20 protein-coding genes are annotated in these 25,714 nt (G+C 65.2%); 10 read left to right on the top strand and 10 right to left on the bottom strand.

Annotated elements, in window-relative coordinates; translation table 11 throughout:
• Window positions 1-129: 129 nt before the first annotated feature.
• On the bottom strand, window positions 130-3,036 hold the full coding sequence (uvrA, locus tag V6M50_RS11830) for an excinuclease ABC subunit UvrA (RefSeq protein ID WP_332818769.1): 2,907 nt from the start codon (window positions 3,034-3,036) through the stop codon (window positions 130-132).
• Window positions 3,037-3,238: 202 nt separating this feature from the next.
• On the opposite strand from uvrA, the gene V6M50_RS11825 reads away from it, so the two are divergent.
• The 3 genes from V6M50_RS11825 to V6M50_RS11815 all read left to right on the top strand — a co-directional run bounded on the left by V6M50_RS11825 (window position 3,239) and on the right by V6M50_RS11815 (window position 6,655).
• Window positions 3,239-3,781, top strand: coding sequence for a hypothetical protein (locus V6M50_RS11825; RefSeq protein ID WP_332818768.1), 543 nt, complete (start codon window positions 3,239-3,241; stop codon window positions 3,779-3,781).
• 29 nt (window positions 3,782-3,810) lie between these two features.
• Window positions 3,811-4,386: an OmpA family protein gene (locus tag V6M50_RS11820; RefSeq protein WP_332818767.1), complete on the top strand. Its 576-nt coding sequence runs from the start codon at window positions 3,811-3,813 to the stop codon at window positions 4,384-4,386.
• A 193-nt stretch (window positions 4,387-4,579) separates the two neighbouring features.
• Entirely contained in the window at window positions 4,580-6,655 is a 2,076-nt protein-coding gene (locus V6M50_RS11815; RefSeq protein WP_332818766.1) for a M13 family metallopeptidase, read from the top strand.
• Between the two features lie 17 nt (window positions 6,656-6,672).
• Here the strand turns inward: V6M50_RS11815 and V6M50_RS11810 are convergent, their stop codons facing one another.
• Complete coding sequence (locus tag V6M50_RS11810; RefSeq protein ID WP_332818765.1) at window positions 6,673-8,169, bottom strand: BCCT family transporter; 1,497 nt, start codon at window positions 8,167-8,169, stop codon at window positions 6,673-6,675.
• A gap of 169 nt (window positions 8,170-8,338) precedes the next feature.
• Between V6M50_RS11810 and V6M50_RS11805 the strand changes: the two genes are divergently transcribed.
• Complete coding sequence (locus V6M50_RS11805; protein ID WP_332818764.1) at window positions 8,339-8,755, top strand: hypothetical protein; 417 nt, start codon at window positions 8,339-8,341, stop codon at window positions 8,753-8,755.
• Window positions 8,756-8,759: 4 nt separating this feature from the next.
• On the opposite strand, the gene V6M50_RS11800 is transcribed toward V6M50_RS11805, so the two are convergent.
• On the bottom strand, window positions 8,760-9,200 hold the full coding sequence (locus V6M50_RS11800) for a hypothetical protein (RefSeq protein ID WP_332818763.1): 441 nt from the start codon (window positions 9,198-9,200) through the stop codon (window positions 8,760-8,762).
• 292 nt (window positions 9,201-9,492) lie between these two features.
• Between V6M50_RS11800 and V6M50_RS11795 the strand changes: the two genes are divergently transcribed.
• Window positions 9,493-9,846, top strand: coding sequence for a UrcA family protein (locus V6M50_RS11795; protein ID WP_332818762.1), 354 nt, complete (start codon window positions 9,493-9,495; stop codon window positions 9,844-9,846).
• A 31-nt stretch (window positions 9,847-9,877) separates the two neighbouring features.
• Here the strand turns inward: V6M50_RS11795 and V6M50_RS11790 are convergent, their stop codons facing one another.
• The 5 genes from V6M50_RS11790 to V6M50_RS11770 all read right to left on the bottom strand — a co-directional run bounded on the left by V6M50_RS11790 (window position 9,878) and on the right by V6M50_RS11770 (window position 18,247).
• Window positions 9,878-10,612 carry a LytR/AlgR family response regulator transcription factor gene (locus V6M50_RS11790; RefSeq protein WP_332818761.1) on the bottom strand — a complete coding sequence of 245 codons (735 nt, stop codon included), beginning with the start codon at window positions 10,610-10,612 and terminating at the stop codon, window positions 9,878-9,880.
• The gene (locus V6M50_RS11785) at window positions 10,612-11,784 is read right to left on the bottom strand and encodes a sensor histidine kinase (protein WP_332818760.1); all 1,173 of its coding nucleotides are present in this window, start codon (window positions 11,782-11,784) and stop codon (window positions 10,612-10,614) included. The genes V6M50_RS11790 and V6M50_RS11785 overlap by 1 nt, the downstream gene beginning before the upstream one ends.
• A 95-nt stretch (window positions 11,785-11,879) precedes the next feature.
• The gene (locus V6M50_RS11780) at window positions 11,880-13,238 is read right to left on the bottom strand and encodes an MATE family efflux transporter (protein WP_443030506.1); all 1,359 of its coding nucleotides are present in this window, start codon (window positions 13,236-13,238) and stop codon (window positions 11,880-11,882) included.
• Between the two features lie 98 nt (window positions 13,239-13,336).
• Window positions 13,337-16,018: a valine--tRNA ligase gene (locus V6M50_RS11775; RefSeq protein WP_332818758.1), complete on the bottom strand. Its 2,682-nt coding sequence runs from the start codon at window positions 16,016-16,018 to the stop codon at window positions 13,337-13,339.
• Window positions 16,019-16,180: 162 nt separating this feature from the next.
• On the bottom strand, window positions 16,181-18,247 hold the full coding sequence (locus tag V6M50_RS11770) for a S9 family peptidase (protein ID WP_332818757.1): 2,067 nt from the start codon (window positions 18,245-18,247) through the stop codon (window positions 16,181-16,183).
• A 162-nt stretch (window positions 18,248-18,409) separates the two neighbouring features.
• On the opposite strand from V6M50_RS11770, the gene V6M50_RS11765 reads away from it, so the two are divergent.
• On the top strand, window positions 18,410-19,171 hold the full coding sequence (locus V6M50_RS11765) for an HPP family protein (protein WP_332818756.1): 762 nt from the start codon (window positions 18,410-18,412) through the stop codon (window positions 19,169-19,171).
• On the opposite strand, the gene V6M50_RS11760 is transcribed toward V6M50_RS11765, so the two are convergent.
• Window positions 19,168-20,451, bottom strand: a complete 1,284-nt coding sequence (locus V6M50_RS11760; protein ID WP_332818755.1) for a metal-dependent hydrolase family protein — start codon at window positions 20,449-20,451, stop codon at window positions 19,168-19,170. The two genes, V6M50_RS11765 and V6M50_RS11760, sit on opposite strands and share 4 nt — an antisense overlap.
• Window positions 20,424-21,335, bottom strand: coding sequence for a KPN_02809 family neutral zinc metallopeptidase (gene ypfJ / locus V6M50_RS11755; protein ID WP_332818754.1), 912 nt, complete (start codon window positions 21,333-21,335; stop codon window positions 20,424-20,426). Before ypfJ ends, V6M50_RS11760 begins: the two co-directional genes overlap by 28 nt.
• Window positions 21,336-21,488: 153 nt before the next feature.
• On the opposite strand from ypfJ, the gene V6M50_RS11750 reads away from it, so the two are divergent.
• From V6M50_RS11750 to V6M50_RS11735, 4 genes are all read left to right on the top strand, one after another.
• Window positions 21,489-22,646: a patatin-like phospholipase family protein gene (locus V6M50_RS11750; protein WP_332818753.1), complete on the top strand. Its 1,158-nt coding sequence runs from the start codon at window positions 21,489-21,491 to the stop codon at window positions 22,644-22,646.
• Window positions 22,647-22,672: 26 nt separating this feature from the next.
• Window positions 22,673-23,458, top strand: a complete 786-nt coding sequence (locus V6M50_RS11745; protein WP_332818752.1) for a 3-hydroxybutyrate dehydrogenase — start codon at window positions 22,673-22,675, stop codon at window positions 23,456-23,458.
• 73 nt (window positions 23,459-23,531) lie between these two features.
• The gene (locus tag V6M50_RS11740) at window positions 23,532-24,176 is read left to right on the top strand and encodes a DUF4893 domain-containing protein (RefSeq protein ID WP_332818751.1); all 645 of its coding nucleotides are present in this window, start codon (window positions 23,532-23,534) and stop codon (window positions 24,174-24,176) included.
• 22 nt (window positions 24,177-24,198) lie between these two features.
• Window positions 24,199-25,512 carry an amidohydrolase gene (locus V6M50_RS11735; RefSeq protein WP_332818750.1) on the top strand — a complete coding sequence of 438 codons (1,314 nt, stop codon included), beginning with the start codon at window positions 24,199-24,201 and terminating at the stop codon, window positions 25,510-25,512.
• Window positions 25,513-25,714 lie beyond the last annotated feature (202 nt).

Genomic DNA, 25,714 nt, shown 5'->3' with positions numbered 1-25,714 from the left:
GAAAATAGGGCTGAAGACGCGCCATCTGCTCGTCCGTCAGCCAGAATAAATCGCTCAAATTCAGGCTCCTTCGTGGTCGCCTGAATCACAGCCATCTCCGCAAATCAATGGGTCCTGACCCTAGGCGTGTTACTTAAGGTCGGCGCCCTGTTTCAGTAACGGCGCCAGATACTGGCCCGTAAAGCTGCGTTTTTCCTTCACCACCTGCTCGGGCGTGCCCGCGGCGACGATTTCGCCGCCCTTGACCCCGCCTTCGGGGCCGAGGTCGACGATCCAGTCGGCGGTCTTGATGACGTCGAGATTATGCTCGATCACCACGACGCTGTTGCCCTGTTCGACGAGCGCCTGCAGCACTTCGAGCAGCTTGCGCACATCCTCGAAATGGAGGCCGGTCGTCGGCTCATCGAGGATATAGAGCGTCTGCCCGGTCGAACGGCGCGAGAGTTCCTTGGCGAGCTTCACCCGCTGCGCCTCGCCGCCCGACAGCGTCGTCGCCTGTTGGCCGACCTTGATATAGCCGAGCCCGACGCGGACGAGCATCGCCATCTTCTCGCGGATCGACGGCACCGCCTTGAAGAACTCCGCTGCATCCTCGACCGTCATGTCGAGCACGTCGGCGATGCTGTGCCCCTTGAACTTCACCTCGAGCGTTTCGCGGTTGTAGCGTTTGCCGTGGCACGTCTCGCACGTCACATAGACGTCGGGCAGGAAGTGCATCTCGATCTTGATCAGCCCGTCGCCGGTGCAGGTTTCGCAGCGCCCGCCCTTGACGTTGAAGCTGAAGCGCCCCGGCTTGTAACCGCGCGCCTGGCTTTCGGGGAGGCCTGCGAACCAGTCGCGGATGATCGTGAAGGCGCCGGTATAAGTGGCGGGGTTGCTGCGCGGGGTGCGGCCGATTGGCGACTGGTCGATGTCGATGACCTTGTCGCAATGCTCGAGCCCCTTGAGGCTGTCGTGCGGCCCCGCGACCATCCGCGCGCCGTTGAGCATGCGCGCCGCGCTGGCATAGAGCGTGTCTATGATCAGGCTCGACTTGCCGCTGCCCGACAGGCCGGTGATGCAGGTGAAGGTGCCGAGCGGGATCTTCGCGGTGACATTGCGCAGGTTGTTCGCGCGCGCGCCCTTGAGAACGAGATCGAAGCCGTTGCCGGGGCGGCGGTGCTTCGGCACTTCGATCCTTTTCGCGCCGGTCAGGTAGGCGGCGGTGAGGCTGTTCTTGTTAGCGAGGACTTCCTCGAGCGTGCCCTCGGCGACGATCTCGCCGCCGTGGAGGCCCGCGCCGGGACCCATGTCGACGACATAATCGGCGTGGCGGATCGCGTCCTCGTCATGCTCGACGACGATCACGGTGTTGCCGAGATCGCGGAGGCGCTTCAGCGTCGCGAGCAGCCGGTCGTTGTCGCGCTGGTGGAGGCCGATGCTCGGCTCGTCGAGGACGTAGAGCACGCCCGACAGGCCCGATCCGATCTGCGAGGCGAGGCGGATGCGCTGGCTTTCGCCGCCGCTGAGCGTGCCGCTGGTGCGGTTGAGGTTGAGGTAATCGAGCCCGACATTGTTGAGGAAGCCGAGCCGCTCGTTGATTTCCTTCAAAATCGCCTTGGCGATCTGGCGCTGCGTGTCGTTGAGCTTCTCGTCGAGCGTGCTGAACCAGCCAAGCGCGTCCGCCACCGAGCGCTGCGCCGACATGCTGATGTCCTCGCCCGCGATCTTCACCGCGAGCGGTTCGGGACGCAGGCGCGCGCCGTGGCACGTCTCGCACGGCTGCGCGGTCTGATATTTGCTCAGCTCCTCGCGCATCCACGTGCTTTCGGTCTGGAGCAGGCGGCGGTTAAGGTTGCCGATCACGCCCTCGAACGCCTTGTGCGTCGTGTAGCTGCGTTTGCCATCCTTGAAGGTCAGCTCGACGGGTTTGCCGCCGCTGCCATAGAGGATGATGAGCTGCACCTCGCCGGGCAGATCCTGCCACGGCGTCGTCAGGTCGAAGCCATAGGCTTTGCCGAGGCTTTCGAGCACCTGCATATAATAGGGCGAGGGCGGGTTCGATTTCGCCCACGGCACCACCGCGCCTTTTTTCAAGGACAGCGCATGGTTGGGGACGACGAGGTCGGGGTCGAACTCCTGTCGCTCGCCGAGGCCGTCGCACGCGGGGCAGGCGCCCTGCGGCGCGTTGAAGCTGAACAGCCGCGGCTCGATCTCGGCGATCGTGAAGCCCGACACGGGGCAAGCGAATTTCTCCGAGAAGATCAGGCGGTTCGCGGGGATTCCCGCGCCCTTCATCGCGCCGCCGGTATCTTCCTCTTCGCGCCCCGGCACCGGGCCGTCGGCGAGGTCGACATAGGCGAGCCCTTCGGCGAGCTTGAGCGCGGTCTCGAAGCTGTCGGCGAGGCGTGTGCCGAGGCCTTCCCGCACCGCGATGCGGTCGACAACAACTTCGATGTCATGCTTGTACTTCTTGTCGAGCGTTGGCGCTTCACCGATCTCGTAAAATTCGCCGTCGATGCGGACGCGGGTGAAGCCGTCCTTCTGCCACTGCGCGAGTTCCTTTTTATACTCGCCCTTGCGGCCGCGCACGACCGGGGCGAGCAGATAGGCGCGCGTCCCTTCGGGCAACGCCATTACGCGGTCGACCATGTCGGTGACGGTCTGCGCCGAGATCGGCTCGCCCGTCGCGGGCGAATAGGGAATGCCGACTCGCGCCCAGAGCAGGCGCATATAGTCATAAATCTCGGTCACCGTCGCGACGGTCGAGCGCGGGTTCCGCGACGTCGTCTTCTGCTCGATGCTGATCGCCGGCGACAGCCCGTCGATATGCTCGACATCGGGCTTTTGCATCATCTCGAGGAACTGGCGTGCGTAGGCCGACAGACTCTCGACATAGCGCCGCTGCCCCTCGGCATAGATGGTGTCGAACGCGAGCGAAGATTTGCCCGAGCCTGAGAGGCCGGTGATGACGATCAGCGCGTCGCGCGGCAGGTCGACGTTGACGCCCTTGAGATTATGCTCGCGCGCACCGCGCACTTTGATGTGGGTCAGCATAGGGAAGACCCATGCTGGCGGGAGGTGTGGGTGAGACTCATGGGAGGCTATGTTCCAGATTTGTTCTTGGTACGCAAGAGGGCGCGACGCGGCGAAGATAGGGATGCGCGATCGGTGTCGCAATGGACGGATTCCGGCAGCGGGCGGGAACTGTTGGGAGGTCGGTACGTATAGCATGCTGATCTAGAGGGAGGATCGCGATATGACAATTTCCCGTGCCATGCTTGCCGGACTGACCGCCACCGCACTTGGGCTGACAGCCTGCCAACAGGCTGCTTCACCACCGGCCAATGAAAAGGCTGCGACCGAAACCGCGGCACCGGGTGCGAGCGGCAGCGGTGTGGTCCGCGATGAGGTTGTTCCCGAGGCGCCGCCTGCGCCCACCGCTATCCAGACCCAGCCGGGGCCGGATGGCATCCAGTTCGCGTTGCTCAAGGCGGCGGTCACCGGCGACATCCTGACCGTGACGGTCAATTGCACGTCCGAAAAGAACCAATGGGCCTATCTGAAGTTCGATGAGATCAGCATCATCGACGACACCACATCCCAGCGCATCGGTGTGCTCAAGGACAACGCCGGCGCCTGGATGGGTTCGCCGCTCAACGGCAAGGATCGGATCGGGTTGAACTGTTCGCCCAATGGCGTGATCTGGGCCAAATTCCCGGCGCCGCCGGCGACCAGCCCCACCGTGTCGATCAATCTTCCCGGCGTCGCCCCGTTTGACGGAGTGACGGTCGCGCGATGAGGACGGCCATTGTCCTCATCGGCGGGCTGATGCTGACGGCGGGTTGTTCCAAAGGCGAGGAGGCGGCCGGCACCGGCGGTCAAAGCCTGGACGCCGCGACGGCACCGATGTCGACGGCGGGCGTCGAGACGGGCAACCCGTCCGCACCCAGCGGTTCGATGCGGGCCGACGTCAGCGCGCTTGCTGGTGACACCAGTGGCCTCAACGTCCGGGTCACCGACATGGGGACGATCATCGACCTCGCCGCCGACGCGCTTTTCGACTTCGACAAATCGACTCTCACGTCCGTCGCGGAGGCCGAACTTGCGAAGGCGGCAGAACTGATCCGCCGGGCGCCGCCGGGCGCGATCCAGGTGATCGGGCATACCGACAGCAAGGGTGACGACGCCTACAACCAGAAACTCTCCGAAGCGCGGGCGAAGACGGTTGCCGAATGGTTCGGGCGGCAGGTTGGCGTGCGGCAGCGCGAATTCCAGGTCTCGGGCAAGGGGGAAACCGCCCCGATCGTCCCAAATGAAACGGCGGGTGGTACGGATAATCCTGTTGGCCGGGCGAAGAATCGCCGGGTGGAGGTTGTGCTCCCGACGACAGCGCCTCCCGGATAGCCTGTCTCGCTCCGACCCTGGCGGCGCGATCCCTCCGCCCGATGGGGTGTTGAATCTGACATTGTTGGCAAAAATCTACCAACGCGGCTTTTGGATCGACCAATGTCGGCTCGCTCACTTGACTGGTGCGCGCGGTCCCCGAGAGTGACGAGCATATTCGCCGGGCAGGGGGCGCCGGCGCGGGAGATCGGAAATGAAGTCTTTTTTTGTTGGGGCGGCAACGGCGGCTTTGGCGGTATCGCTGATGGCAGGGCCAGCGATTGCCCGTGACAGGCCTGCGGCGGCGGCCAATATTGCCGATGGCGACGAGGCGGGCGGTGCCGACGGCGCATCGCTCAGGGCGTTGACCTTCGGCAAATGGGGTGTCGACCTCGGCGCGCGCGATACGTCGGTGAAGCCCGGCGACGATTTCGACAGATATGCCAATGGCGGCTGGTTCGCGCGCACCGAGATTCCGTCCGACCAGGCGTCGGCGGGTGTCGACTACGACGTTTATAATTTGACCCAGCGCCAGCTGCGCGCGGTCGTCGCGGGCGCGCCGGCGACGAGCCAGGTCGGCGGGCTCTACCAGAGCTTCATGGACGAGGTGCGTGTCGAAACGCTGGCCGCCAAGCCGCTGATGGCCGACGTCGCCGCGGTCGCCGCGATCAAGGACAAGAGCGCGATGGCGCGTTTCATGGGCGGTACGCAAGGCACTTTCGGGTCGACGATCGTCAGCGGCGGGCCCTATGCCGACACCGCCGATCCAACGGTCAATGTGCTGTGGCTGGGTCAGGCAGGGCTCGGCCTGCCCGAGCGCGACTATTATCTCAACGACAGCTTCAAGCCGCAGCGCGACGCCTATCGCGCCTATATCGCGCGGACGATGAAGATGGCGGGCAATGCCGATCCCGAGAAGGCGGCCGACGCGGTCATGGCGTTCGAAACCGAGATCGCCAAGGTCAGCTGGGCGATCGCCGACCGCCGCGACATCGGCAAGATCAACAATCCGATGTCGTCCGAAGAGCTGTCAGCCTATGCCCCCGGACTTGATTGGACCGCGTGGTTCGCGGGCGCCGGCATCGCGTCGCAGAAACGGATCATCGTCAACGAAAAGACCGCGGTGCGCGACATCGCAGCGCTCTATGCCAAGACCCCGCTCGACACGATCAAGCTTTGGCAGCAGTTCCACGTCGCCGACAATGCGGCGCCCTATCTGTCGAAGGCATTCGTCGACAGCCGTTTTGAATATACCAAGGCACTGAGCGGCGTGGGCGAACTGCGCCCGCGCTGGAAACGCGGCCTGACGCTGGTCGACGGCAGCTTGGGTGAGCTCGTCGGCGAAACCTATTCGAAGCAATATTTCCCGGCGAGCGCGAAGGCGAAGATGGAGGTGCTGGTCACCAACCTGAAACTGGCGATGGGCGACCGCATCCGCGGCAACAGCTGGATGGCGCCCGCGACGAAGGAAGCGGCGCTGGCCAAGCTCGCGAAGATGGACGTGATGGTCGGTTACCCCGACAAATGGCGCGACTATTCGGGGCTGAAGATCGATCCCGCCGACCTCTATGGCAATGTGAAGCGTAGCGCGGCGTTCGAATATGCCTATGCGCTGTCGGACCTCAACAAGCCCGTCGACCGCAAGAAATGGTCGATGAACCCGCAGGAAGTGAACGCGTACAACGGTGGGTTGGAGAACAAGATCGTCTTCCCGGCCGGCATATTGCAGGCGCCCTATTTCAGCGAGAGCGTCGACGATGCGGTCAATTATGGCGCGATCGGCGCGGTGATCGGCCATGAAATCACGCACGGTTTCGACGATCAGGGCCGCAAGATCGATGCCGAAGGCGCAGTGCGCGACTGGTGGACCGCCGAGGACGCGGCGCGCTTCGATGCGCAGGCCAAGGCATTCGGCGCGCAATATGCGACCTATGAGGCGGCGCCGGGTTCCTTCATCAACCCCGACCTGACGATGGGCGAGAATATCGCCGATCTCGCGGGGCTGGAGGTTGCCTATGACGCCTATCGCCGTTCGCTGGGCGGCAAGCCCGCACCGGTGATCGACGGGCTGAGCGGCGACCAGCGCTTCTTCCTCGCCTTTGCACAGGCATGGCGGACCAAGCAGCGCGAAGATGCGATCAAGCAGCAGGTGGCGAGCGATCCACACAGCCCAGCGCGCTGGCGCATCATTGGGCCTGTGCGCAATGTCGATGCGTGGTACAAGGCGTTCAGCGTCGAGGCGGGCGCCAAATATTATCTGAAGCCCGAGGCACGCACGAAAATCTGGTAAGTCCTGAGACCCCTTTCTCAGGATCGGGCGGGGGCGGCTTGGTGCCGTCCCCGTACCGCCATCACCGCTAGCGACAGCGCCGCGCCGACGATGACGAACAGCGCGGGAAAGCCGCCGAGGACGGACATCATGCGGATGCCGTCGATACCGCCACCCGCGACGAGTAGCAGCGCCACCAATCCCACCGTGATGCCCCACACGGCCTGGACGCCGAGCGGCGCCTCGGGCGCGTCGGGCGAGATACCGTGCGTCGACAGCGCGCTCATCGCCGAGACATTGGCATCGGCGCCGGCGACATAGGACAGGAAGATCGCGAACAGCACGATCGCGGTCACGGCGGGTCCGCCACCGAGCGCGCTGAACAGGCGAAACAGCACCGGGTCGGGGCCCTGCGCGGCCAGGATGGCGTAAAGGCTGGCGCCGCTTTGCTGGTCGAGCGCGATCGTCGCGCCGGCGATCGCCGTCATCCACACCGCACCGAACAGCGACGGCAGGATCAGATTGTACATTATGAACGCGCGAACGCTGTATCCGACCGCGAGGCGGCCGAGGAACAGCGCGGTCACCGGCGCCCAGGCGAACCAGTTGGCCCAGTTGAAGATCGTCCATTGGCGATGCCAGTCGCCATCGACATCGAGGCCGAGGTTGCGCGGGATGAAGGTCTGGAAGTAGTCGAAAGTGCCGCGTAGCGTGAGGTCGAACATGGCGGCGGTCGGGCCGGCGAGCAGGACGAAGGCGATAATTGCGAAGAAAATCCAGGTATTTAGTACCGAAAGGCCGGCGATACCTTTCTGAAGTCCGGTCGCGGCGGAAATCAGGAAGCTGCCGACGATCGCGGCGGCGATCGCCCAGCGCAGCGGCGGACCGCCTTCGAAGCCGCCGATTCCCTCGATTCCGCCAGCGAGCGCTAGCAGCCCGGCGCCGAGCGATGCCGCCATTCCCGCGACCAGCGCGTAAAGGCAGATGATGTCGATCCCGGTTCCGACCGGGCCGTGCGCGCGCTGGCCGATCAGCGGCACGAACAGCGACGACAGGCTGAACGGTTCGCCGCGATTGTAATAGACGAGCGCAAAGGCGAGCCCGGCGACGGTGTAAATGGCGTAGGGCGTCAGCGTCCAGTGCAGGAACATCGTCGACATCGCGAAGGTCGCGGCGGCATCGCTGCCTGGCTGCAATCCCAGCATCGCGGGCGGATCGTTGAGGTGAAACAAGGGTTCGGCCGCCCCCCAGAACAATATGCCGGTGGCGATGGTCGTGCAGAGGGTGACGGCGAACCAGCGCCAGCGCGTCAAGATCGGTTTCGCCCCTGGCCCGCCGATGATCCGCCCGCCTAGCGGCGAGAGCGCGATACCGGCGAGCAGCGCCAGAAAACCGATCCCGGCCCATGCGAAAAGCGGCGAAAAATTCCCCAATATCCAGTCGTTGATCGCTGTTTCTACCGCGACGACCGCGGCCCCCTGCCACAGGCTGAGAACGACGGCGGCGAGAAGCACCGCTAGAGGCGTGAAAAACACCGGGCGATTGATGGGATGCTTCGGTCGGGCTGGCAAATGAAGATCCGATCGGACATGGTGAGGACGCCCAGCATGGCGGCTGCCCCGGGCGAGGTCAAATCGGCGCCGGGAACGTGCCCGCGGGCAAAGCGTTGGATCGGCAGAACAGTTGACTGAAGGAGAAGCTTCGATGACCAGAACGATATTGGCAGCCGCCGCGGCGTTTGCGCTGCTGGGTTCGGGCCAGGCTGCGGCCTTCCAGACCCCGGCCCCGACCGACGCCACCACCACCACGGCTCCCGCCGGAAAGAAGCTGCCCGACGGCACCACGTCCGAAGAGCGTTCGAACACCGCCCGGCTGAACGCCGAACAGGCGGCCCGCGCCAAGGCGGACAACACGACCTATGAGCAGGAAGTGTCCGCCGCACAGCAGCAGGTCGCGCATGACCAGACCGAGTTTGCCGAGGAAACCGCGGCCTATGAGGCCGAAAAGGCGCGCGTCGCCGCGATGTCGGCCGAAGAGCGGATGAAATGGGAGGCCGATGTCGCCGCCTGCAAGGCGGGCGACAGGACCCGCTGCGCTCCGCCGGCAACACCGCCGCGCTGACGCGTCAATATTCCGCGGGCATTGGCGCTATTTCGTCGGCGGGTGGGGCATCGCCCGCCGGCGCGATGGCATGCGGGTCATTGCCCGGCACGGCTGCGCGGGGCTCGGGGTCGGGAAACCGGCCGCCGTAGCGATAATCGTCGCCGGCATCGGCTGGTAACGGCGGATCGAGATCGACCGCGCCAAGCTCGCGGAACTCGTCGCTCATCCTGTCGTCGCGATGGGCACGCAGCCGCATCGCGACGCCGTAGCTGTCAGCACAATCGGGGCAGGGCGCCGCGCCTTCGCCTTGCGGCACCAGCGCATCGGGATTGGCGCTGAGGTGCGAATAGGACGCGGGTTCGTCAACGCCCGCCCCCAGTCGAGTTCCGGCTACCATTTCGCCGAGCATCATTCCGCCGCCGACTCCGGCGAGCGCCAGCATCGACCAGCGAAACAGCCGCACGCCGGTATGTCGACTCGGGGCGAAAGATAATTTCCTCGTCACGCGCGGATTTCGCCATGACCGTGCGCTCAATGCAAGCCTGACGCCATGATATTGCCCGGCGGCCGGCCATTGGTCGATGGATCAATGCCCTTCATCCTCTCAGTCGATCACGCGTCGGGCCCGGTCGAACCGCGCGTGATCCGCCGCGATGGCGGGTGCATTCAGAGGCTGCGGGATGCGGGGGTTACCGGTCTCCCCGGTCCGGATCCTTCGTATCCCGCATCCGATCCCCCAAAGAGAGGACTCCCCCATGGCGAAACTTTCCTTCATCCTGCTGGCGACACCGATGGCGTTCGTCGGCCTGACCGTTCCGGCTGCGGCCGAGGACGATGGCGAACGGCATAGCGTCATCGTGCGATACAGCGACCTGAACCTTGCGAGCGTGGAGGGCCGCGAGCGGCTTGCCACGCGGGTCAAGTCGGCGGTGCAACGGGTATGCAACAGCGAGGCGCACAACCGGCAAACCTTGCGCGAGCGCGCGAGCGCGCTGACCTGCAAGACCGCAACGATGGCCGATGCCGATGTCAAGCTGGCCGGCCTGTTCAACGGCGACAGCGCACGGCTGGCCGATCGCGGCCGGATTGTCGTCGTCGCCGCTCCCTGACGGCGCGCCAATCCAGACACCCGAAAGGCGATCATGCCCCGTGCATGATCGCCTTTACGTCGTGAAGATAGGTACGGCCGATGCGGTGCACGCCGCCTTCGCCCAGATCGACGCTCCAGGCGCCGTCGCCATGATGCTTCAGCCCGGCGATGCCGTCGCGGCGGATCATTTTCGACCGGTGGATGCGCATGAACTGGTCGGGGTTCATGCGCGCTTCCAGCGACTTGATCGTCTGGTGGATCAACCAGCTGCGCCCGCCGACATGCAAGCGCATATAGTCGCGCTCGGCCTCGATCAGGTCGACCTGCGCCGCGTCGATACGCAGCATCTCGCCGCGGTTCTGGACCCAGAATTCGTTGATCCACTTGCTTTTCTGTACCCGACCGCGATCGGTGGCGCGCCATTCGCGCACGCGTGACAGCGCGCGGCCGAGGCGATCGGGCGACACGGGCTTCAGCAAATAATCGACGGCGGCGACATCGAACGCCGCGACGGCGTAGCGATCGAAGGCTGTCACGAAGACGACCGCCGGCGGATTATCGAGCGCCTCGATCGCTGCGGCGACCTCGAGGCCGTTGAGATCGGGCATGGCGATGTCGCAGAGCACGAGATCAGGCGCGAGCGCGTCGACCATGCGGAGCGCCGAGGCGCCGTCGCTGGCGGTGCCGACGAGCGAGACGCCATCCTGTTGCCCGGTCAGGATCTGCAATCGCTCGATCGCCAGCGGTTCGTCATCGACGATCAGGGTGCGAAGCGTCTGGATCATCAGCAAGCCTCCCGTGCCAGCGGCAGCCAGAGCGACACGACGAAGCCGCCGCTGTCCGACGGCCCCCATTCGCACCCGGCGGTGGGGCCATAGCGCGTGAGCAGCCGCTCGCGGACGTTGCCGAGCCCGAGGCCGGTCCCGGAATCGGGTGTCGGCGCCTTGGGGTCGATGTCATTCTCGATCCGCAGCACCAGCAGGCCATATTCGGCGCTGGCGGTGAGGCGGATCGCGATCTTCCCCTTGCTGGGCGCAACGCCATATTTGATCGCGTTCTCGATGATCGGCTGCAGGATCAGCACGGGCACGCAGGCGTGCTCCAATTCCTCGGGCATCTCGACTTCGACCTGCAGGCGGTCAGGGAAGCGCGTCTGTTCGATGTCGAGATAGAGGCGCTGCAGCGCGATCTCCTCGTCGAGACTGACCAGCTGTTCGGGATCGACCGCGAGGCTCGAGCGCAGGAAGGACGAGAGGTTCATGATCATCGTTTCGGCCTCCGCCTTCGAACCGCGCAGGACGAGGGTCGACAGCGAATTGAGCGTGTTGAACAGGAAGTGCGGATTGACCTGATAATGCAGCGCGCGGAGCTGCGCGGTCTGCGCCTCGATACGGAAATGGTTCGCGCGCCGCTCGACCGCGCGCATCTCGTTGGCATAGCCGAAGGCGACATAGAGTGCGGCCCAGACCGCGAAGAAGAAATACCAGCGGATCGAGCTGTCCAGGATCAGCACCGTTTCCCAGCTGCCCGGGAACTTCGATTGCATCTCTTCGATGATTTTGGCGCTGTCGGAAACGGGGAACCAGTAATAGAAAACGAGAAGATTGACCGACGCGTAGACGATAACGAGCGGGACCGCGGCGCCGAGCGCCGCGGCGAGGCGCGCGCCGAAACTTTGGGGCTGGGCGCGCTGGAGCAGCTGATAGAGGACGAAGGTGCATAATATGCCCGCGATCACGACGATCCCGCGCCGCGCGGCGTAGGACCATTGCTCGGGCGCGCCGGTGAGTATTGCGAGGCCGGTGGTAATCAGGAAATAGATCAGCCACATCGCGATGATCGACCCGATCGCGACGCGCGGATTGACGCGCGCATCGGACGCTCGCCAGTCGGGCGCCGCCGCCAGCATTTTAGCGCGCTGGTCGCGCAGCGCGTCTTTGCGGATATTCATGTTCATTGGGGCTTCTTTAGCGCCAAAGGCGGCGCGATGGCTAGCGCGCACCGGGCCGCCAGTCGAAGGTGCGCGCGCTTTGGTCGAAAGCCGGGCGCCGATCAGCGGCCGGGTTGGGGGAGCGTGCGGCGCCAGTCGCTGCGCTTGTAGATGATCCACGCCAGCGCCAGCGAGGCGAGCGAGGACAGCGGGAAGCTCCACCAGAGAATGTCGCTGCCTACCGACGGATAGCCGAAATAATAGATGCCGAGGCGGATCGGGAACATCGACAGGAACAGGATGACGAGCGGCGGCACGACCGAACCGTTGGCGCGCAGCGTGCTGATCAGCACGATCGTCGTGCCGAAGGGGAGGAAGGTCCAGGTCGCGATCAGCTGGATATTGCGCGCGACGTCGATCGCGGGGCTTTCGCTGCCGAGGAAGAGCGCGAGCGCGGCGCGATCGAACAGCAAGAGCAGACCGATCAGGACGCCGGTCATCAAGAGGTTGATCGCGATGCCGCTGTTCGTCACCGATGCCACGCGGTCCCAGCGCCCGGCGCCGATATTCTGCGCGGCCATCGAGCTGACCGCGGCGCCGACCGCGAGCGCGGGCATCTGGATATAGTTCCACAGCTGAAGTGTCGCGCCATAGGCGGCGGCGGTGACCAGCCCCTCGCGGTTGACGAGCCCGACCATGACGAGCCCGGAACCCGACAAGACGAGCATCTGTGCCCCCATCGGCAGACCGCGCCCGATGATGAAGCGGAGTTCGCTCCGCTTGGGAAGCAGGTACGACAGTTCATGCCCGCGCAGGCGCAGCACGTGGTTCTTTGCGTAGAACCAGCCGATCATCCCGGCGAGGCTGATCGTGCCGGCGACCGCCGTCGCGAGCGCGCTGCCCGCGATACCGAGCCGCGGGAAGGGGCCGAGACCGAGGATCAGCACAGGGTTGAAGACGATGTCGAGCACGACCGCGAGGATCATGAAGCGCAGCGGGGTGACCGCGTCGCCGGCGCCGCGCGAGGCCATCATCAGCGTGACCGAGAGCATCGAGGCGGGAACCGCAAGGAAGGTAACGCGCAGATAATCATGCGCGAGCGCGAAGGCTTCGGGCGGGGTTTCGAGCCAGCGCAATATCTGGTCCGACGCGAACCAGCCGACAATCGCGATCACGACCGAGAAGATCAGCGCAAGCCCGATCACGCCGCCGGTCGCGCGGCGCGCGGCATCGATGTCGCCGCGCCCCATCGACTGGCCGATCAGGACCGTCGCCGCCATGCCGAAGCCGAAGAAGGCACCGAACATCAGGAACATGATGATGTTCGCGTTGGCGGTCGCGGCGAGCGCGCTTTCGCCGAGGAACTGCCCGACCCAGATCGCGTTCACCGAGCCCGACAAAGTCTGGAGGATGTTCGACGCCAGCGTCGGCAGCGCGAAGAGGATCAGCGTCTTGGTGATCGGCCCGCTGGTGAGGTCCATGCGCCCGCCGCCGCGCGCGGTCTGGCGCGGTGGGACCGGCCCCGCGGCGGGATCGGCCGCCGCGGCGACCGGGGTTGGCGTGACGGGCTCGCCGTCGGTCACCCCAGCCGCGCCAGTGCGGCGGCCAGGCGGTCGGCCTCGGCTTCCTTGGCGGCATGGTCGGCGCGCGCCTTTTCGACCGCTTCGGGCTTGGCGCGCTCGACGAAGGAGGGATTGTTCAGGCGGCCGGCGAGGCCATCGCGTTCCTTCACTGCCGCGGCGAGCGCCTTGGTCAGGCGGTCGCGCTCGGCGGCGATGTCGATCACGCCTTCGAGCGGGACGGTGATCGTCTCACCCTCGACGACGAGCTGCGCCGATGCGCCCGCGGGTGCGGGATCGAAGCTTACGCTTTCGAGACGCGCGAGGCGGTCGAGTTGCGCGGCGAGCTTGTCGGTGCGGCCTTTGAGCGACGCCGGGAAATGCGCGGTCAGGCGCGCACCGGGCGGCAGGCCGAGTTCGGCCTTTGCGGTGCGCAATTCGCTGACGAGCTTGATCAGCCAGTCGACGTCGGCGCTGGCATCGGCGTCGCGGGCAGCGTCCGGCGCGGGCCATTTCGCGGTGATCAGCGGATAGTCGGCGCGCTCGCCAAGGCCCGTCCACAGCTCTTCGGTGATGAAGGGCATGAAGGGGTGGAGCATGACGAGGATCTGGTCGAGCACCCAGCCGGCGACGGCTTTCGTCTCGTCGTCGATCGCGCCTTTGATCAGCTCGAGATACCAGTCGCAGAAGCGATCCCACGCAAAGCTGTAGATCGCGTTCGCGGCCTCATCGAAGCGATAGTCGGCAAACGCCTTGTCCATCGCGGCGACGGTCGCGGCGACCTCGCCGATGATCCAGCGGTTGACCGGCAGCGTTGCGGCGGGGGCTTCGAAGCTGGTCGAGGCCGAAATGCCGTTGGCTTCGCAGAAGCGCGCGGCGTTCCACAGCTTGGTCGCGAAATTGCGATAGCCCGCGAGGCGCGCGTCATCCATCTTGATGTCGCGGCCCTGGCTTTCCATCGCCGCCATGAAGAAGCGCAGCGCGTCGGCGCCATATTGATCGATCAGCCCGAGCGGATCGACGACATTGCCCTTCGACTTCGACATCTTCGCACCGTCGGGCGCGCGGACGAGACCGTGGAGATAGAGCGTCTTCCACGGCACGTCGCCCATGAACTCCATGCCCTGCATCGCCATGCGCGCATCCCAGAAGAAGAGGATGTCGAAGCCCGAGACGAGGACGTCGTTGGGGTAATGGCGCTTCAGAAGCTCGGTGTCTTCGGGCCAGCCGAGCGTTGCGAAGGGCCAGAGCGCCGAGGAGAACCATGTGTCGAGGACGTCCTCGTCGCGGGTGAGGGTAACGCCGGCACCGGCGTCGGCCTGCGCTTCCTCTTCGGTCTCGGCGACGAAGATGCGGCCGTCGTTGGCATACCAAGCCGGAATCCGGTGCCCCCACCACAGCTGGCGCGACACGCACCAGGGCTGGATATTCTCCATCCAGTTGAAGAAGGTCTTTTCCCACGTCTTAGGCACGATATTGATCCGCCCGTCGCGCACCGCCGCCATCGGCGGCTGCGCGAGCGTTTTGGCGTCGACATACCATTGGTCGGTCAGCCAGGGTTCGATCACCACGCCGCCGCGGTCGCCGAACGGGGTCTGGATCGTGCGCGGCTCGGCGTCATGCTCGGCGCCGTCCTTGTCGACATGGGGGATGAGGAAGCCCGCTTCCTTCATCCGCTGCACGACCAGTTCGCGCGCGCCGTCCTTGCCGTCACGCTTGAAGCGGTGGAGGCCGAGATATTCATCCGGGATCAGCCCGTCTGCGGTCTGGATCACATTCGCATCGCCGTCGAGCATGTTGAGCATCTCGCCGGGCTTGAAGCCCGCGCGTTTGCCGACGTCGAAGTCGTTGAAATCATGTCCTGGGGTGATCTTCACCGCGCCCGAACCCAGTTCGGGATCGGCGTGTTCGTCGGGAACGATCTTGAAACGGCGGCCGGTGATCGGCTGGAGGATGTCCTTGCCGATCACGCTCTGGTAGCGCGCATCGTCGGGATGCACCGCGACCGCCATGTCGGCGAGCATCGTTTCGGGGCGCGTCGTCGCGACCACGATAAAATCGCGGCCATCGTCAAGGGTCACGCCGTCGGCGAGCGGATATTTGAAGTGCCAGAAGCCGCCCTGAATCTCGTGCGTCTCGACCTCGAGGTCCGAAATCGCGGTCTTGAGCTTCGGGTCCCAGTTCACGAGGCGCTTGTCGCGGTAGATCAGCCCCTTCTTGTGAAGGTCGACGAACACCTTGACCACGGCCTCAGTAAAATGCGGGTCCATCGTGAACTGCTCGCGCGACCAGTCCATCGAGCAGCCGAGGCGGCGGAGCTGGCCGGTGATCTGGCCGCCGCTTTCGGCCTTCCACTGCCACACCTTGTCGATGAAATCTTCGCGGCTGTAATTGGTACGCTTGTCCTGCCGCTCTTCCATCTGGCGTTCGACGACCATCTGCGTCGCGATGCCGGCATGGTCCATGCCGACGACCCACAGCGCATCCTTGCCGCGCAGGCGTTCGTAGCGGACGAGCACGTCCTGCAGCGTGTTGTCGAGCGCATGGCCGATGTGCAGCGCGCCGGTGACGTTCGGCGGCGGGTTGACGATCGTGAACGGCGTCGCGTCGGGCCGCGCGGGGCGAAATAGCCCGCGGCTTTCCCATTCATGGGCCCATTTCGCCTCGATAGCGGCGGGATCGAACGTTTTTTCCATCGGCATAGCCGGGCGCCTTTGCCAGCCGGGGGGCGAGGCGGCAAGGGGGGATAGCTGGAACAGCCCTATCTACCTCGTCATGCCGGGCTTGACCCGGCACCCGCCTTTCTTTTCGTCAAGAAGGCAGGCCCCGGATCAAGTCCGGGGTGACGATTTAGAGAAGCCCGCCTATTTCTTCAAATGACCACCCAGCCAGTTGAACACCGTCTGGTGCCACTGGACGCTGTTCGCGCCCTTCAGCACCCAGTGATTCTCGTCGGGGAAGACGAGAAGCTGGCTCTCGACGCCGCGGCGCTGGAGTGCGGTGAAGGCGGCGAGGCCCTGGCTGTAAGGGATGCGGAAATCCTTCTCGCCGGTGATCACCAGCATCGGGGTCTTCCACTTGGCGACATGGTTCACCGGGTTCCACTTTTCGGGGTCGGTGCGGTCCCACCACGGGCCGCCATGGTCCCATTCGTCGAACCACAATTCCTCGGTCTCGAACGCCATCGCGCGCAGGTCGAAGACGCCGTCGTGCTGGACGAGGCATTTGAAGCCGTCGGTCCACTGGCCGGCGATCCAGTTCATCATATAGCCGCCGTACGACGCGCCGAGCGCGCAGGCGTTATTCAGATCGAGTTGCGAATCCTGCTTGCCCGCTGCCGCAAGGCCGAGCTTGAGATCCTCGAGCGGCTTGCCGCCCCAATCCTTGTTGATCGCGTCGGTGAAGGCTTGACCGTAGCCGGTCGATCCATGGAAATCGACGGTGACGACGCCATAACCCTGCTGCGCAAAGACGCGCGGGTTCCAGCGCGTCGACCAGCTGTTGCCGAAGCTGCCCTGCGGGCCGCCATGGACGATGAAGGCGACCGGCAGTTTCTGGACCGGGCTGACGGGCTTGAGGATCATGCCCCAGACCTTGTCGCCGTTCGCGCCGGCAAACTGGATGCGGTCGAGCTCTACGGCGTCGAACTCGGCGAGGCGTGCGGCGTTGACCGCGGTGATCTGCTTCACCTTGCCCTTGGCATCGCGAACAAAAAGGTCGGTCGGCGCAAGCGCGCTGTTGCGCGAATAGAGCAAGGCGGCGCCCGGAAGCGGGGTGACATCGCCGATATTGCCTTCGAAGGCTTCGGTCGATGCCTTCAGCTTTTCGACCTTGCCCGTCGCCGCATCGACGCGGAACACCGGATGCTCGAGCGTGTCCTGCGCGGTGACGTAGAGCGACTTGCCATCGGGCGCCCATGCGATCGAGGCGACCGAGCGATCCCACGCGTCGGTGAGCTTGCGCGCCTCGCCGCTTTCGAGGTTGCGCAGCATCAGCACCTGTCGGTCGGCCTCATAGCCCGGCCGCGCCATCGCGGCATAGGCGAGCCATTTGCCGTCGGGTGAGGGAGTGGGGAGGGTATCGGTCGCCTGATTGTCCTGCGTCAGGTTGGTCGGCATCATCCGGCTGTCGACCAGCCAGCTGTAAATATCGAGATTGGTCGACATCGGCTCGCCCCGGTCGGCCTTGCGCAGCGTGAAAAAGACGGTGCGACTGTCGGCGCCCCAGGCGAGTTCCTCGCCGCCGCCAAAGGGTTTCGACGGGCTGTCGCCGGTGAGGCCGGCATCGACCGGGCGCGCGGCGCTCGCCTTGCCGCCGTCGAGGTTGAAGACGAACGGACGGCTGTAGGTGCCCGGGGTTTCCCACTCGTCCCAGTGGCGAACGAAGCCTGCGCCATCCTTATAAAGACGCCCCGATCCGGGGCCGGTGAGCGCGCCCTTGTCCTTGGCGTCGCAGCCGAAGTCGGTGCATTCTCTCGCAATGTCGCCCCACGCGAGCAATTTCGCTCCGTCGGGTGAGATCTTGAAGCCCGACACATCGGCCTTGGTGTCGGTCACCTGTGTCGCGGCACCTCCCGATTTGGGGTCGATCCGCCAGACCTGGCTTTTCCCCGATGCGTTAGAAAGGAAATAGAGGATGCCGTCCTTGTCGAAGGCGGGAGCGGTTTCATTCTTGCCCGCGGCATCGGCGATCGCGACCGGCTTGGCATCCTTCGCGTTGCGGTCGATCAGCCACAGGCCGGTCGAGCGCTTGTACGTCCCGGCTTCGGTCTCGGTCATCTGATACGCTATCCAGCGCCCGTCGGGCGACGCGGTCGGCGCGGCGACACGCTTGAGGGTCGCAAGATCGACCTCGGTCATCGGCCGGGCGGAGGCGGGAGATGACAGGGCGGCGGCGAGCGCGAGCGCGCTGGGCATAATAAGGTTTCGCATGAAAGCGGTTTAGCGATGCGCCGCGCGGGTTCAAGGCTGAACCGATCCCGGTCGCATCGATTTTGCGATGCTCCGGAAAATCGGGATTGCCGACGATAAATCAAACCTCTCTGGCGCGACGATGCCCAATGCGCCATCGGGCCGCCTCCATAGGAGACGCATGTGGCAAGCCCGGATTCGAGTCGGATTTTCATTCCCCTGCTGGCGGGCGCGAGCCTGCGCGACCGGATGGTCGCGAGCGTGGGCGCGCTGGTCGGTATCAGCCTCGCCGGCCTCATTTGCGCGGCGATGTTTCCGGTGTCGATGCCGTGGATCATCGCGCCGATCGGCGCATCGGCGGTGCTGCTGTTCGCGGTGCCGGCGAGCCCGCTCGCGCAGCCCTGGTCGATCGTTGGCGGCAATGTCATTTCGGGCATTTTCGGTGTCGTCGTGGCGCAGGCCATCGGCGAACCGGCGTTCGCCGCGGCACTGGCCGTCTCGACCGCCATATTGGTGATGTCGCTCGCGCGCTGCCTCCACCCTCCGGGCGGTGCGGTCGCGCTCAGCGCGGTCCTCGGCTGGCAAAGTTTTTCGGGTCATGTCGCCGATTTCCTCGTGCCGGTGCTGCTCAATTCGCTGATCCTCGTCGCAATCGGCACGCTGTTCCACCGCTTTTCGGGGCATAGCTATCCACACCGCGCGAGGCCGGTCGACGGGAGGGCAGTTCCGCAGGAGCCCGTCGGTCTGCTGATGGACGACATCGACGGGGCGCTCGCCGATCTCGGCGAAACCTTCGACATCAGCCGCGAGGATCTCGCGCTGTTGCTGGCGCGCGCCGAGGCGCATGCGGCGGCGCGGGTCGCCAAGGCCGAGATCGCGCGCGCAGGGCGCAAGGTCGCCGCTGAAAATGAGGGCGAGCGCAAGCGAGAAAAAATACTGCCCTAACGGATCAGCACGCCGCCCTTCATCACATGGTCGATCTTTTCGAGCGCCGTGATGTCGACGAGCGGATCGGCCTTGACCGCGACCATATCGGCAAAGCGGCCCGGCACGATCGCGCCGATGTCGTCGCGGCCCATTTCGACCGCGGCGCGGCCGGTGGCGGACTGGATCGCCTGCATCGGGGTCATGCCATATTTGACCATATAGGCGAACTGCCGCGCGTTCATCCCGTGCGGATAGACGCCGGCATCGGTGGCAAAGCCGATCTTGACGCCGAGCTCGACCGCGCGCTTGAACGCGGCGCGCTGGGCGTCGGTCGTCTCGCGGTTCTTGCGCAGATATTCCTCGGGCCAACCTTCCTTGGTGCCGATGTCGTCGATGTAATCGCCGTTGAAGATGTCCATTGCAAGCCAGGTGCCGTGCTTCCTGGCCAATTGGAGCGTCGCTTCGTCGGCGAGGCTTGCGTGCTCGATGCTGTCGACCCCGGCGTTGATCGCATTCCGGATGCCGATCGCGCCATGCGCGTGCGCGGTCACCCTTTTGCCGCGGGCATGCGCGACCTTCACGATCGCGCGCAGCTGGTCGACGGTGAGTTCGGGCGCCCCGGGTTCGGTGCCGATCGCGAGCACCGCGCCGGTCGCGATCGTCTTGATAAAGTCGGCGCCGTGATCGAGCAGATACGTCGTCTTTGCCGCCGCTTCCTCGGGCGTTGCGGCGACACCGAGGCGCATGTCGGCTGGCAGCTCCTCGTTCGGGACGACGCCGTTGAGTTCGCCGCCGCCCTTGGGAATGGTGAGATAGGCGCCCGCGACCCACATGCGCGGTCCCGGTACGTCGCCGCGTTCGATCGCGCCCCGCAGCGTCACGTCGGTGAGGCCGCGATAGGTGCCGACATCGCGGACGCTGGTGAAGCCGGCATTGAGTGTCACGCGTGCGTTGCGCGCGCCGACGAGCGCGGTTTCGGCGGGCGACGCCTTCATCGGCGCGGCAAGGTCGGCGCTCTGGCCAAGATCGGCGAGGTGGGTGTGAAGGTCGATCAGGCCGGGCAGGACGGTGAAGGCCGACCAGTCGAGCCGTGTCGCGCCATCGGGTGTTTTGCCACATGGGGCGACCGCCTTGATGCGTTCGGCCTCTATGGTGACGCACTGGCCAGTGCGCACTTCATTCGAGACACCGTCGATCAGCCGCCCGGCCTCGACGTAAAGGGTTTCGGCCGATGCGGGCGCCGCGGCGAGGGCCGCCGCAAACGCTGCGATCAGGAAGCCGCGCCGAACGCGTCGCACTGGCGCGGATCTCCCGATTGAAGCCCGCGGCGCAGCCAGCTCATGCGCTGCTCGCTCGTGCCATGGGTGAAGCTTTCGGGCACCGGGCGCTGCCCGGCCGATCGCATCAGCGTATCGTCGCCGATCGCATTGGCGGCGCGCATTGCTTCTTCCATGTCGCCGGCTTCCATCACCGGTTGGCCGTCGCGTGTTTTGGCGCGCGCGGCCCAAACGCCGGCGTAGCAATCCGCCTGCAATTCCATGCGGACCTGCAGCGCGTTACCCTCGGCCTGCGAGGCGCGTTGCTGGGCCTGGCGGACCTGGTTCGAAATGCCGCTGATCGTCTGGATATGATGGCCGACTTCATGCGCGATGACGTAGGCCTGTGCCGCGTCGCCGGCGGCGCCGAACTTCTGTTCGAGCTCGCGGAAAAAGCTGGTGTCGAGATAGACCCCCTGATCCGCGGGGCAATAAAAGGGGCCCATCGCGGAACTGGCCGCGCCGCAACCCGAATTGCGGGTCGATTGTTCGTAGAAATTGAGCGTCGGCTTGCGATAGCCGCTGATCAGGCCCTCCCACACCGTATGCGTCGATCCGAATACGTTGCAGGCAAAGCGTTCGGACTGTGTATCGCACGCGACATTGGCGCCGCTGCGGCTGTCCGTGGCCGGATCAACGGTGCCGCTCCCGCTGCTGAGCATGTTCGCGCCGGGACCGAGCAGGAAAAAGGCGGCTGCGCCGATCAGCAATATCGTGCCGCAACCCATCTTGCGCCCGAGCAGCATGGGCAGAAATCCGATCAGCAGCCCGCCGAGGCCACCGCCTCCGCCCCCGCCAAATCCGCCGCCGCTGCCGCGGCCGAGGTCGCGGATATCGTCACCGGGATCATAGTCGTCGAGGCGCATGGGGCTTCTCCACCGGTAAAATGCTCGTGCTTCCGCGATAGTTACAGCAGCGCCGGGCAATTGGAAGGGGGTTCGCACATAATCGAGCCATTGCAATAGATTGTGTTGCGGTGCACAAATCCGGCACGCTCCCAATCAAGGATCACCGAGTCCATGCCCCGCCGAGCTGCCCGCGCCGCGCTTCCGCTTCCCGATCTCGTCGTGCTCGTCCTGCAGGGCGGCGGCGCGCTCGGGGCCTTTCAGGCCGGGGTGTACGAGGCGCTGATCGATCTTGGCATCGAACTCGACTGGGTCGCGGGGATTTCGATCGGGGCGGTCAACGCCGCGATCATCGCCGGCAACCCGCGCGATGAAGCGGTCGCGAAGTTGCGCAGCTTCTGGGACGGCGTGTCGTCGGCGCTGCCGTCGCTGCCGACCGCCGACAACGACTGGGCGCGCGAATGGACGCATATGGCGGCGGCGGGGCAGGTGGCGGCTTTTGGCGTCCCCGGCTTCTTCTCCCCGCGCTGGCCGCCGCCGGCGTTCGCCGAGCGACAAACTCCCGAAGCGGTCAGCTTTTACGATACGGCGCCGCTGGTCGAAACGCTGAACCGGCTGGTCGACTGGGACCGGGTGAACAACGGCAAGGTCCGGCTCTCGGTCGGCGCGGTGGCGGTCGAGACCGGCAATTTCCGCTATTTCGACACGAAGCTCGAAACGATCGACGCGCGGCACATATTGGCGTCGGGCGCGCTGCCGCCGGGCCTGCCGCCGGTCGAGATCGATGGGACATGGTATTGGGACGGTGGTCTGGTGTCGAACACCCCGCTCGAGCATGTCGTCGAGGCGGCGAACGAGGATATGCTGGTGTTTCAGGTCGACCTGTTCCCTGCGCGCGGCGTGCGGCCGCACGATCTGGAGGAAGCCTGGTCGCGCGAGAAGGACATCCGTTTTTCCAGCCGCACGCGACGGATCTCGGACGGATTGGTGCGGCGGCGCAAGGAGCATCGGCTGATCGATCGGATGCTCCAGAAACTGCCGGCGGAATATGCCGACCTGCCCGAGGTCAAGGCCGTGCGGAAAATGGTCGACTGCAAGGCGCTCAACCTCGTCCAGTTGATCCACCAGCCGCCGGTCTGGCAAACAGGTGCGCGCGATTTCGAATTTTCGCGGTCGACGATGGAGGTCAACTGGGCGCTTGGCCACGAAGCCGTCGAGGCCGCGATGAAGGACGGGCATTTGCTCGCCGACAGCATCGCCGAGGGCCGGTCGGACAGTTTCGCGGTGCAATCAAATGCGTTGCGGCCAAAGGCCGGCGAAGACCTTCCCTGACTCTCCCCCACTGAAAGGACTAATCCATGCACCTCACAGGCAAGACCGCCCTCGTCACCGGCTCGACCTCGGGAATCGGGCTCGGGATCGCCAAGGCGCTGGCGACCGCGGGCGCCAATGTCATCATCAACGGGTTCGGCGACGCCGATGCGATCGAGGCCGAACGCGTCGCGCTCGAAGGACTGAATGGCGGCAAGGCGGCTTATGACGGCGCCGATCTGACCAAGGTCGATGCGATCGCCGAAATGTTCGCGCGCGCCGACAAGGATCTGGGCGGGGTCGACATATTGGTGAACAATGCCGGGACGCAGTTCGTGTCGCCGGTCGAGGATTTCCCCGTCGAAAAATGGGACCTGATCCTCGCGCTCAACCTGACGTCGGCCTTTCACACCATCCGCCATGCCGTGCCGGGCATGCGCAAGAAGAAATGGGGGCGGATCATCGGCACCGCTTCGGCGCACTCGCTCGTCGCCTCGCCCTTCAAATCGGCCTATGTCGCGGCGAAGCACGGTCTTGTCGGACTGACCAAGACGGTCGCGCTCGAGGTCGCCGACGCCGGCATCACCGCGAACTGCATCAGCCCCGGTTATGTCTGGACGCCGCTGGTCGAGAACCAGATCCCCGATACGATGAAGGCGCGGGGCCTGACGCGCGAACAGGTGATCAACGACGTGCTGCTCGCCGGACAGCCGACCAAGCAGTTCGTCACGGTCGAGCAGGTCGCGGCGCTCGCCGCCTTCCTGACCCGCGACGAGGCGGCGAATATCACCGGTGCGAACCTCAGCGTCGACGGCGGCTGGACCGCTGCATGATGCGCTGCGGCCTTGAGCAATCTCCTTTGCCCTCCTAAGGTTAACGCAACCGGATCAGGGGGAGAGACGGAGAATGAGGGGTCGCAACACATGGATTATCGCCCTTACGCTGAGCGTGAGCCTCGGCGCGTGCCGAACGGTGCCGCCGATCCCGCCGTCCGCCGCCGATGCGCCGGCTGAAACCGGCACCTGGCGCGCGACGGCGACCGATCAGGACCAGGAGCGGATCCGGAACTGGTACAAGAGCTGGCAGGCGGCGCTCGCCGACGCGCGGGCGAGGGGCAATGGCGCCGACATCGACCGCGAAGGCGTGCTGCTGCAGCCGATGGCGGCGCTGCCCAATCCGCATTTGCCCGCCGGCGATTATCGCTGCCGGACGGTCAAGATCGGGGCGCAGGGGCGCAGCGGCCTCGGCTATGTCGGCTATGGCTGGTTCCGTTGCCGCGTCGCGCCCGAACAGGGATTGTCGAGCCTGACCAAGCTGTCAGGGTCGCAGCGGCCGGTCGGGCTGATCTTTCCCGACAGTCTGAAACGGCAGATATTCCTCGGCACGCTCGAACTCGGCGACGAGAAGATGGCGGTCAATTACGGCAGCGACCGGATGCGCGACATGGCGGGGGTGGTCGAACGGATCGGCGACAATCGCTGGCGGCTCGTGCTGCCGGCGCCGGCATATGAATCCTTGCTCGACGTGATCGAACTGGTCCCGGCGGGCTGACAAGACAACAGGGGAAAGACAGATGCGAATTTTGTGGATGGGCGCGGCGGCGCTGGCTTTGACTCTGCCCGCGGCGGCGCAGACGCTGGGCGGCGAAGTCGAGAAGCAGATGCCGTCGCTGATGGCGATCTACAAGGATCTTCACGCCAATCCCGAATTGAGCTTCATGGAGGTGCGCTCCGCCGGAATCCTCGCCGCCGAAGCCCGCAAGCTGGGGTTCAAGGTCACCGAGAAGGTCGGCGGCACGGGCATCGTCGCGGTGATGGAGAATGGTCCGGGACCGGTGGTGTTGGTGCGCGCCGACATGGATGGCTTGCCGGTGACCGAGCAGACGGGTCTCGTGGGCGCGTCGAAGGTTCGGGTGACCACGAAGGAAGGCGTCGAAACCGGCGTGATGCACGCGTGCGGGCATGACACACATATGACGGCATGGGTCGGTGTCGCGCGGCTGATGGCGGCGAACAAGGCGAAATGGTCGGGCACGCTGGTGATGATCGGCCAGCCCGCCGAGGAACGCGGCGCGGGCGCGCGGATGATGCTCGCCGACGGGCTCTACACGCGTTTTCCCAAGCCCCAATATGCGCTCGCGTTCCATGATGCGGCGCAGTTTCCGGCTGGGAAAATCGGCTATACGCCGGGCTATGCGCTCGCCAATGTGGATAGCGTCGACATATTGGTGAAGGGGCTGGGCGGTCACGGCGCCTATCCGCAGACGACCAAGGATCCGATCGTGCTGGCAAGCCGGATCGTGACGACGCTGCAGACGCTCGTTTCGCGCGAAACCAGCCCGCTCGACAGCGCCGTGGTGACCGTCGGCAGCTTTCACGCCGGGGCGAAGCACAACATCATTTCGGACGAAGCGCGGCTGCAGCTGACGGTTCGCAGCTATACCGACGAGGTGCGGAGCCACCTGCTCGACGGCATCGCGCGCATCGCGAAGGGCGAAGCGATCGCCGCGGGCATGCCCGAAGACAAGATGCCCGTCGTGAGCGTCGACAAGAATGAATATACGCCGTCGACCTTCAATACGCCCGACTTCACCGAGGAGATGGCGGCGTTCCTGAAGACCAGCTTTGGCGATGATCGCGTCGTGCAGATGCCGCCGGTGATGGGCGGCGAGGATTTCAGCCGCTTCGGGCGCGAGGACAAGAACATCAAGAGCCTGATCGTCTGGGTCGGCGGGGTGCCGCAGGCCGAATATGATGCGGCGAAGAAGGAAGGACGAACCTTGCCCAGCCTCCATTCGCCCTTCTGGGCACCCGACGCGCCCGCGGTCATCTCGACCGCGACCGAGGCGCTGACGGCGATGACGATGAAGTTGATGGCGAAGAAATAGCCGGAGACTTGGAACCTGGATGGGTGCCACCAACGCCGCAGTCATTTGCGGACGCGGACCGGCTCGCCGAATCCGGGTGGGATTATTGGAATATCCACGTCCGGATCATGGCGCCGACGACGTTCCACCGCCCCCTTCTCTCAATGCTCGATCTGGCCCTGCTGCCGTTTTCCAAATAAATTGGGATGGACCTGTTCGTGAG

Origin of the sequence: Sphingopyxis sp. (assembly GCF_036675685.1) — a bacterium.
GTDB lineage: Bacteria > Pseudomonadota > Alphaproteobacteria > Sphingomonadales > Sphingomonadaceae > Sphingopyxis.
The sequence above is the reverse complement of the archived record's forward strand: the minus strand, read 5'-3'. Positions and strand labels throughout refer to the sequence as shown.

Coding starts and splice junctions, on each gene's coding strand:
- uvrA (WP_332818769.1), bottom strand. CDS start 3,036: ATGCTGACCCACATCAAAGTGCGCGGTGCGCGCGAGCATAATCTCAAG.
- V6M50_RS11825 (WP_332818768.1), top strand. CDS start 3,239: ATGACAATTTCCCGTGCCATGCTTGCCGGACTGACCGCCACCGCACTT.
- V6M50_RS11820 (WP_332818767.1), top strand. CDS start 3,811: ATGCTGACGGCGGGTTGTTCCAAAGGCGAGGAGGCGGCCGGCACCGGC.
- V6M50_RS11815 (WP_332818766.1), top strand. CDS start 4,580: ATGAAGTCTTTTTTTGTTGGGGCGGCAACGGCGGCTTTGGCGGTATCG.
- V6M50_RS11805 (WP_332818764.1), top strand. CDS start 8,339: ATGACCAGAACGATATTGGCAGCCGCCGCGGCGTTTGCGCTGCTGGGT.
- V6M50_RS11795 (WP_332818762.1), top strand. CDS start 9,493: ATGGCGAAACTTTCCTTCATCCTGCTGGCGACACCGATGGCGTTCGTC.
- V6M50_RS11790 (WP_332818761.1), bottom strand. CDS start 10,612: ATGATCCAGACGCTTCGCACCCTGATCGTCGATGACGAACCGCTGGCG.
- V6M50_RS11785 (WP_332818760.1), bottom strand. CDS start 11,784: ATGAACATGAATATCCGCAAAGACGCGCTGCGCGACCAGCGCGCTAAA.
- V6M50_RS11780 (WP_443030506.1), bottom strand. CDS start 13,238: ATGGACCTCACCAGCGGGCCGATCACCAAGACGCTGATCCTCTTCGCG.
- V6M50_RS11775 (WP_332818758.1), bottom strand. CDS start 16,018: ATGCCGATGGAAAAAACGTTCGATCCCGCCGCTATCGAGGCGAAATGG.
- V6M50_RS11770 (WP_332818757.1), bottom strand. CDS start 18,247: ATGCGAAACCTTATTATGCCCAGCGCGCTCGCGCTCGCCGCCGCCCTG.
- ypfJ (WP_332818754.1), bottom strand. CDS start 21,335: ATGCGCCTCGACGACTATGATCCCGGTGACGATATCCGCGACCTCGGC.
- V6M50_RS11750 (WP_332818753.1), top strand. CDS start 21,489: ATGCCCCGCCGAGCTGCCCGCGCCGCGCTTCCGCTTCCCGATCTCGTC.
- V6M50_RS11745 (WP_332818752.1), top strand. CDS start 22,673: ATGCACCTCACAGGCAAGACCGCCCTCGTCACCGGCTCGACCTCGGGA.
- V6M50_RS11740 (WP_332818751.1), top strand. CDS start 23,532: ATGAGGGGTCGCAACACATGGATTATCGCCCTTACGCTGAGCGTGAGC.
- V6M50_RS11735 (WP_332818750.1), top strand. CDS start 24,199: ATGCGAATTTTGTGGATGGGCGCGGCGGCGCTGGCTTTGACTCTGCCC.